7 protein-coding genes are annotated in these 8,817 nt (G+C 69.5%); 5 read left to right on the top strand and 2 right to left on the bottom strand.

Annotated features, from left to right (window positions below):
- The first annotated feature begins 89 nt into the window (after window positions 1-89).
- Window positions 90-476 carry a VOC family protein gene (locus AC1D1G_RS21835; protein WP_280782534.1) on the top strand — a complete coding sequence of 129 codons (387 nt, stop codon included), beginning with the start codon at window positions 90-92 and terminating at the stop codon, window positions 474-476.
- A 25-nt stretch (window positions 477-501) separates the two neighbouring features.
- On the top strand, window positions 502-876 hold the full coding sequence (locus tag AC1D1G_RS21830; RefSeq protein ID WP_477953650.1) for a VOC family protein: 375 nt from the start codon (window positions 502-504) through the stop codon (window positions 874-876).
- A gap of 10 nt (window positions 877-886) precedes the next feature.
- Here AC1D1G_RS21830 and bioD read toward each other — a convergent pair whose 3' ends face one another.
- Window positions 887-1,582, bottom strand: a complete 696-nt coding sequence (gene bioD / locus AC1D1G_RS21825; protein WP_283352547.1) for a dethiobiotin synthase — start codon at window positions 1,580-1,582, stop codon at window positions 887-889.
- Window positions 1,579-2,730 (bottom strand): 8-amino-7-oxononanoate synthase, encoded by a 1,152-nt coding sequence (locus AC1D1G_RS21820; protein ID WP_477953649.1) that lies wholly within the window; start codon window positions 2,728-2,730, stop codon window positions 1,579-1,581. Before AC1D1G_RS21820 ends, bioD begins: the two co-directional genes overlap by 4 nt.
- 68 nt (window positions 2,731-2,798) lie before the next feature.
- On the opposite strand from AC1D1G_RS21820, the gene AC1D1G_RS21815 reads away from it, so the two are divergent.
- The 3 genes from AC1D1G_RS21815 to treY are packed head-to-tail and all read left to right on the top strand — an operon-like array spanning window position 2,799 to window position 8,778.
- Entirely contained in the window at window positions 2,799-4,094 is a 1,296-nt protein-coding gene (locus AC1D1G_RS21815; protein WP_477953647.1) for an adenosylmethionine--8-amino-7-oxononanoate transaminase, read from the top strand.
- A gap of 51 nt (window positions 4,095-4,145) precedes the next feature.
- Window positions 4,146-6,407, top strand: coding sequence for a glycogen debranching protein GlgX (glgX, locus tag AC1D1G_RS21810; RefSeq protein WP_283352550.1), 2,262 nt, complete (start codon window positions 4,146-4,148; stop codon window positions 6,405-6,407).
- Window positions 6,408-6,420: 13 nt separating this feature from the next.
- The gene (gene treY / locus AC1D1G_RS21805; RefSeq protein WP_477953646.1) at window positions 6,421-8,778 is read left to right on the top strand and encodes a malto-oligosyltrehalose synthase; all 2,358 of its coding nucleotides are present in this window, start codon (window positions 6,421-6,423) and stop codon (window positions 8,776-8,778) included.
- The last annotated feature ends 39 nt before the right edge of the window (window positions 8,779-8,817 follow it).

The following is an 8,817-nucleotide window of genomic DNA, read 5'->3' as shown; positions in this document are numbered from 1 at the left end:
CTCGGAAACTCCGTTGCGATGAATTTCGCGGGGCGGCCGAGTCCATATCTGCAGGACCACCGACAACGCACACCCACCGGGAGGACATCATGGCCGACGCCACGATCGGAAGCATCCTGCTCGCGAGCACTCACCCCGACCGACTGCGGGACTGGTACACCGCCGCGTTCTCGCCGAAGGTCGAACGCACCCCCGGCGAACCGGGCTACGACGTCCTCGACTTCGACGGCTTCTACATCATGCTCGACCGGCGCGACGACGTCGGCGACACCAATCCCGAACCCGGCCGCGTACTCCTCAACGTCGAGGTCACCGACGCCCGCGCCGCAGCACACCGGATCGACGAACTCGGTGCGACGTGGTTGTCCCCGCTCGAGGATCGTGACGGCAGCTGGTTCGGCACCGCCGTGGACCCCGACGGCAACTACGTCCAGATCATCCAGCTCAGCGCGCAGGCGCGGGCCGAGATGTCCTGACCGACAGCACGGAAGGAGAACAGACATGTTGAGCAATGCGCGAGCATTCAGCGGTTTCGCCGTCGACGACATCGCCGCGGCCCAGTCCTTCTACACCGACACCCTGGGCCTCGAGGTCACCGAGGATGAGATGGGACTACTGGGCCTGCATCTCCCGAAGGGGCCGGTGGTGCTGATCTATCCCAAGCCCGACCACACGCCGGCGACGTTCACCATCCTGAATTTCGCCGTGGACGACGTGGAGAAGGCCGTCGACGCGCTCACCGAACGTGGGGTCCGGTTCCTGCGGTACGACGGCTTCGATCAGGACGACAAGGGGATTATGCGCGGCAACGGTCCCGACATCGCGTGGTTCACCGACCCCGCGGGAAACGTGCTGTCGGTGCYCGCCGAATCCTGACCGCCCCAGCTCAGAGCCGCGTGAGCGTCGACTTCAGCCAGGTGCTGTCGAACCACGTGGATGCGGCCGCACCGAACGACGCAGAGGCCAGGCGTCCGCTGCCTGCGGGCACCGAGCCGACGACGTCGACCCCGGTCACGGCGGGCAGGTCGTCGAGATTGCACCGCTCGGCGAGCCCGGGCTCGTCCGGCCAGGACCCGATCACCGTTCCGGCGCAGGCGAGACCGGCCGCCGACAGTGCCCGGATCGTGAGCTCGGTGTGGTTGAGCGTGCCGAGGCCTGCCGCGGCGACCACGACAGCCGGTGCGTCGAGGGCGAGCGCGAGATCGACGAGCGTGAAGCCCTCGGCGCCCAGCCGCACCAGCAGGCCGCCTGCACCCTCGACGAGCACCAGATCGTGCCCGTCGTCGAGCGCGCGGATCGTCTCGACCACGTCGGCGCACCGCAGCATCGGCAGGCCGCTGCGCCGGGCCGCGGTGTCGGGGGCGAGTGGTTCGGGGTAGCGGGCCAGCTCCACCACCGCCGTCACACCGGACAGTCTGGTCACCTCGACCAGATCGCCCGGCTCTCCCGGGGCGACGCCGGTCTGCGCGGGCTTGCACACCGCCACGGACAGGCCCGCTTCATGTGCAGCCGCCGCGAGCGCCGCCGTGACCACCGTTTTGCCGACATCCGTCGACGTGCCGGTGACCACCAGGATGCTCACGCCGACGCTCCCACCAGGACGTCCGTCAGCACGGCTTCGATCCGCGCCAGTTCGTCCTCATCGAGCGTCGCGCGCGCGGTGAGCCGCAGACGCGACGTGCCTTCGGGCACCGACGGGGGCCGGAAGCAGCCGACGTGCAAGCCCTGTTCCCGGCAGGCGGCGGCTGCGTCGACGGCGCGTTGCGGGTCGCCGAGGATCACGGAGACGACGGCGGACTCGGGTGTCCCGGCGCCGGTGAACCGGGCGAGATCCCGCGCACGGTCCAGGACGGACTCCGCACGGTGGGGTTCACGCCGCAGAACGGCGAGGGCCGCCCGTGCCGCGCCGACGGCCGCGGGGGCCAGGCCGGTATCGAAGATGAACGTGCGCGCGGCGTCGACGAGATGCGCGYGCACCTTCTCCGACGCCAGCACCGCACCGCCCTGGCTGGCCAGCGACTTCGACAGCGTGGCCGTGACGACGATGTCGGGTTCGCCCGCGAGACCCACCTCGTGCACGAGTCCGCGGCCCCCTGCGCCGCGGACTCCGACACCGTGCGCCTCGTCCACGACGAGGAACGCGCCGTGCTCGCGGCACACCCGGTGGAGGTCGACGAGGGGTGCGAGATCCCCGTCCGCGCTGAACACCGAGTCGGTGACGACCAGCGCCCGCTCCTCCGGCCGGGTGGCCAGTGCGCTGCGGACGAAGTCGAGATCGGAATGCGGTGCGACGGCCACGCGGGCCCGCGACAGCCGACACGCGTCGACCAGTGACGCGTGGCTGCCCGCATCGGAGACGATCAGCGATCCGGCGCCGGACAGCGCGGTGACGGCACCGAGATTCGCGGTGTACCCGGAGGAGAACACCAGCCCGGCGTCGGCGCCGACGAACTCGGCGAGTTCGGTTTCGAGGAGTTCGTGTTCGGTGGTCGATCCCGTGACCAGACGCGAGCCGGTGGCCCCCGCACCCCAGCGGCGCAGCGCGGTCATCGCGCCGTGCAGCACCTCCGGGTGCCGTACGAGACCGAGGTAGTCGTTGGACGCCAGATCGATGAGCGCGTTGCCGGGCGTGCGTGGACGCAACTCGCGGCGCAGTCCCGCGGCGCGCCGCTGGTCCTCGACGTCGTCGAGCCAGGTGGTGAAGGTGCGGTCGGTACTCACCCCCGGCACGATACGCGACTTGAACGGTGTTCAACCCGGGTGGGCCCGGTTTTCCTCGGGTGGCTAGGGTCGAGACCGTGACCTCCCCGAGCCTGTCCGTCGACGACATCACGTCCCTCGATGCCTCGCTTCTCTGGCATCCGTACGGCGCCTTCCCCGCCTCGACCACCCCGCTCGTGGTGGCCGAGGCGAGCGGGACCCGCCTCATTCTCGCCGACGGACGCGAACTCGTCGACGGCATGAGTTCGTGGTGGGCCGCGGTCCACGGCTACCGGCATCCCGTCCTCGACGCGGCGGCGACGGCGCAGCTCGGGCGGATGAGTCACGTGATGTTCGGCGGGCTCACCCACGAACCGGCCGCGCGGCTCGCCCAGCTGCTCGTCGAGATCACCCCGGACGGACTCGACAAGGTGTTCCTCGCCGATTCCGGTTCGGTGTCCGTCGAAGTCGCCGTCAAGATGTGCCTGCAGTACTGGCGCAGTCGCGGCAGGCCGGAGCGGCACCGGCTGCTCACCTGGCGCGGCGGGTATCACGGCGACACGTTCGCCCCGATGAGCGTCTGCGACCCGGACGGGGGCATGCACTCCCTGTGGACGGACGTCCTGGCACGGCAGGTCTTCGCCGGACCCCCGCCCCGCGAGTTCGACCCGCGGTACGTCGCGGAGTTCGAGCGCCTGGTGGCCTTGCACACCGACGAACTGGCGGCCGTCATCGTCGAACCGGTGGTGCAGGGCGCCGGTGGCATGCGCTTCCACGACCCCCGGTACCTGTCGGAGCTGCGGCGGATCTGCGACGAGCACGGGCTCCTGCTGGTGTTCGACGAGATCGCGACCGGTTTCGGCCGCACCGGCGAGCTGTTCGCCGCGGACCACGCCGGCGCCCGCCCCGACATCATGTGCGTCGGCAAGGCCCTCACCGGCGGGTACATGACCCTCGCGGCGACGCTTTGTTCCACCGACGTCGCCGAGACCATCAGCTCCGGGGAGGCCGGCGGGCTGATGCACGGTCCCACGTTCATGGCCAACCCGCTCGCCWGTGCCGTCGCGGTGGCGTCGATCGAACTCCTGCTGTCGCGCGACTGGCGAGGCGAGGTCGAGGCCGTGCGTCGCGAGCTCGAATCGGGGCTCGCACCGGCCCGGGAACTCCCCGGCGTCCGGGAGGTCCGGGTGCTCGGCGCGATCGGTGTGATCGAACTCGCCGAACCCGTCGACATGCGTGCCGCCACCGACGCCGCGGTGGCCGCCGGGGTCTGGTTGCGGCCGTTCCGGAACCTGATCTACTCGATGCCGCCGTACGTGTGCACCACCGGCGACGTGCGGAAGATCACAACCGGAATGCTTGCTGCGGCACGGAGCTCCGCCCCGGGCCGATAGCCCGATCTCGTCGAGCTGAGAGCAACGCCGACGCGGGCTAGTGTTCTCGATATGGAAGCAAGCGAGTCGACCGGCACCACGCCCATTCCCGTGTGGCCCGGCAGCGCCTACCCACTGGGCGCCACCTACGACGGAGCCGGGACGAACTTCTCCTTGTTCTCCGAGGTCGCCGAGGCGGTCGACCTGTGCCTGATCGCGAAGGACGGCACGGAGACGCGGATTCGCCTCGACGAGGTCGACGGTTACGTGTGGCACGCGTACCTGCCGACCGTCGTTCCCGGTCAGCGGTACGGGTACCGGATCCACGGCCCCTGGGATCCCGCGGCCGGGCACCGCTGCGACCCCAGCAAGCTCCTCCTCGACCCCTACGGCAAGGCGTTCGACGGCGAATTCGACGGAGACCGGTCCCTGTTCTCCTACGACATCGACGCGCCCGCCGAGTCCGCCCCCGAGGAATCGGAGGACGCCGCGCTGATCGTCGACACGGACGACGACATCGAGGCCGAGGACGAGGCGGAGGCCGAGCTCGCGGCGGAACCCGAGGAGACCTCGGCGCCCGGACTGCCCGGACACGACTCGCTCGGCCACACGATGACGACGGTGGTGATCAACCCGTTCTTCGACTGGGCTGCCGACCGCGCACCGAAACACCCGTACCACGACACCGTGATCTACGAGGCCCACGTCAAGGGCATGACGGCGACGCATCCCGGTGTGCCGGAAGAGCTTCGCGGCACGTATGCGGGCCTCGCGCATCCGGTGATCATCGACCACCTCGTCGACCTCGGGGTCACCGCGATCGAACTGATGCCGGTGCATCAGTTCATGCACGATCAGACGCTGCTCGACAAGGGGCTGCGGAACTACTGGGGTTACAACACGTTCGGCTTCCTCGCCCCGCACACCGGGTATTCGTCGGCGGAGAAGCCGGGCGCCGCGGTGTCGGAGTTCAAGGCGATGGTCCGCTCGTTCCACGAGGCGGGCATCGAGGTCATCCTCGACGTCGTCTACAACCACACCGCCGAGGGCAACCACCTCGGTCCGACCATCTCGTTCCGCGGCATCGACAACGCCGCCTACTACCGGCTCGTCGACGGCGACGCCGAGCACTACATGGACTACACGGGCACCGGGAACAGTCTCAACGCCCGGCACCCGCACACGCTGCAACTGATCATGGACTCGCTGCGGTACTGGGTCACCGAGATGCACGTCGACGGATTCCGGTTCGACCTCGCGTCCACGCTCGCCCGTGAACTGCACGACGTCGACCGGCTCTCCGCGTTCTTCGACCTCGTCCAGCAGGATCCGATCGTCAGCCAGGTCAAGCTCATCGCCGAACCGTGGGACATCGGCGAGGGCGGGTACCAGGTGGGCAACTTCCCGGGCCTGTGGACGGAGTGGAACGGCAAGTACCGGGACACCGTCCGCGACTACTGGCGCGGTGAACCCGCGACGCTCGGCGAATTCGCGTCCCGGCTCACCGGCTCCTCCGACCTCTACGAGGCGACCGGGCGCCGCCCCGGCGCGAGCATCAACTTCGTCATCGCCCACGACGGGTTCACCCTGCACGACCTGGTGTCGTACAACGAGAAGCACAACGAGGCCAACGGCGAGGGCAACAACGACGGCGAGAGCCACAACCGGTCCTGGAACTGCGGTGTCGAGGGACCGACGGACGACCCGGAGATCCTCGATCTGCGCGGGCGGCAGAGCCGCAACATCCTGGCTACCCTGCTGCTCAGCCAGGGGACGCCGATGCTGGCGCACGGCGACGAGATGGGCCGCACCCAGCAGGGCAACAACAACGTGTACTGCCAGGACTCGGAACTGTCCTGGATGGACTGGTCGCTGGCGGACGCCAACGCCGACCTGGTCGAATTCACCAAACGGGTGATCGCCTTGCGGATGAAGAATCCGGTGTTCCGTCGTCGCCGGTTCTTCGAGGGCACGCCCATCCGCAGCGGTGACCAGACCCGCGACATCGCGTGGCTCACGCCGGCCGGCGAGGAGATGACCCCCGAGGACTGGGACAGCGGTTTCGGGAAGTCCCTGGCCGTATTCCTCAACGGCGAGGGCATCCCCGAACCCAACCACCGCGGCGAGCGGGTGGTCGGCGACTCGTTCCTGTTGTGCTTCAACGCGCACGACGAGGAGATCGAGTTCTCCACGCCGAACTCCGATTACGCCGACGAGTGGGCGGTCGTGCTCGACACCGCCGTCCCGACGGGGGCGAAGGAAGCGGTGATCAAGGCCGGGGATCCGCTGCAGGTCGAGGCCCGGTCGCTGGTCGTGCTGCGCCGGACCGCCTGAGCCGGGGACGACGATGTCGATCACGTCCACCTACCGGCTGCAACTGCGCGGTGACTGCTTCACCCTGGCGGATGCCGCCGCCGTCGCCGACTACCTGGACGACCTCGGGATCTCCCACGCCTATCTGTCGCCGATCCTGACGGCCACCACCGGATCGACCCACGGGTACGACGTCACCGACGTGACCCGCGTGTCCCCCGCGCTCGGCGGGCGGGAGGCGCTGGCCGCGCTGTCCCGGGAGGTGCGGGGCCGCGGCATGGGTCTCGTCGTCGACCTCGTCCCCAATCATGTGGGTGTCGCGAATCCGCGTGAGAACCCGTGGTGGTGGGACGTTCTCACGCACGGTCGCCGCTCCGAGTACGCCGAGTTCTTCGACATCGACTGGAGCGACGACAACGGCGCAGGCGGCCGGCTCGCGCTGCCCGTCCTCGGATCGGACGCCGATCTCGAGTCGCTGACCGTCGACCGCTCGGGACCCGAACCTCTGCTCGCGTTCTACGATTACCGTTTCCCGATCACCCCCGGCACCGATGCCGCCGAGCCGACGGCGGTGCACGACGCGCAGTCGTACCGCCTGGTCCCGTGGGACTCCGGTCTCATCGGGTACCGGCGATTCTTCGCGGTCAGCGAACTGGCCGGTATCCGTCAGGAAGACCCGCGCGTGTTCGAGGCCTCGCACCGCGAACTGCGGAGCTGGGTGGCGGACGAGTTGATCGACGGCGTGCGCATCGACCATCCCGACGGGTTGTCCGATCCGRCCGAATATCTCGACCGGCTGCGCGGGCTGATCGGCGCGGACCGGTGGCTCGTGATCGAGAAGATCCTCGGCCACACCGAACCACTGGACGACCACCTGCCGATCGCGGGCACCACCGGTTACGACGCATTGGCCGAAGTCGGCGGCGTCTTCGTCGACGCGTCGGGAGCCCCCGCGCTCACCGCCCTGTCGGCGTCCCGCACGGGTGACCGGGGTGACGCGACGTGGATTCACGAACACGAAACCGCGATCAAACGCGACGTCGCCGGAACCATTCTCGCCCCGGAGGTCCGGCGCCTCGTCCGTGCGATCCGCGCGGAAACCGGCACCGACTGCAGCGATACGGACCTGCGTGACGCCGTCGTGGACGTCGTCGCGGCCATGCCCGTGTACCGGTCCGACTACAGTCCGCTGGCCGGGCTGGCGAAACGGGTGATCGGCGACGTCCTGCGGCGTGAACCGCACTGGTCCGACGCACTCTCTGCCCTCGGCGCCGCCCTGATCGCCGGCGGTGAGGCGGCCACCCGATTCCAGCAGGTGTGCGGCGCGGTGATGGCGAAGTCCGTGGAGGACTGCCTGTTCTACCGCACCGCCCGGCTGGTGTCGTTGCAGGAGGTGGGCGGCAATCCGGCGAACGTCGGCGTCTCCCCCGCCGAATTCCACCTGGCCGCAGCCGAGCGAGCCACCCGGTGGCCGCGGGCGATGACGACGCTGTCGACGCACGACACCAAGCGCGGGGAGGACGTCCGGGCCCGGATCGGCATCCTGTCGCAAGTGCCGGACCTGTGGGCCGAATGCGTCGATCAGTGGGAACGCATCGCACCCAGCCCCGATCCCGTGACCGGACTGTTCCTGTGGCAGAACCTGTTCGGGGTGTGGCCGGTCGACGGCCGGGCCGCGGCCGACGTGCCCGACTTCCGCGAGCGCGTCCACGCGTACGCGGAGAAGGCGGTCCGCGAGGCCGGGACCCGGACGTCGTGGCACGACGTGAACGAGGACTTCGAGCGCGACCTCCACAGTTGGCTGGACACGGTGATCGACGGCACCGTCGGCAAGGCGCTCGGCTCGCTGTGCACCCAGCTTGCCCCGCACGCCTGGTCGGACTCGCTCGGTCAGAAGCTGCTGCAGCTGTGCGGACCCGGGATCCCGGACGTGTACCAGGGAACCGAGCTGTGGGAAGACTCGCTCGTCGACCCGGACAATCGCCGTCCCGTGGACTACGACATACGACGGAGCCTGCTCGCGGGGCTCGGCACTCCTCCCGTCGATGCGACGGGCGCCGCGAAGATGCACATCGTCCGCACGGCTCTGCGCCTGCGCCGGGAACGTCCGGACAGCTTCGTCGGCGGGACCTACACGCCGGTGTTCGCGTCGGGGACCGCGGCGGAGCATCTGATCGGCTTCGCTCGCGGACGGCAAGGGTCGGCGCCGGACGTCGTGGCACTGGCCACCCGCCACACCGTCGGACTGGAGCAACGTGGCTGGGGCGACACCACCGTGCCCCTCCCGGACGGCACCTGGACCGACCTGCTCACCTCCCAGACGTACACCGGCGGCCGCATCGGCACCGCGACGCTGTTCGCCCGCTATCCCGTGGCGCTTCTGACCCTGTGAGTACTTGTTAACCGCCCGCGGTTGACAAGTACTCACAGG

This window comes from Rhodococcus sp. P3_B8, from assembly GCF_056402775.1.
Note: the sequence above shows the minus strand (reverse complement) of the source record. Positions and strands in the feature narration are given on the sequence as shown.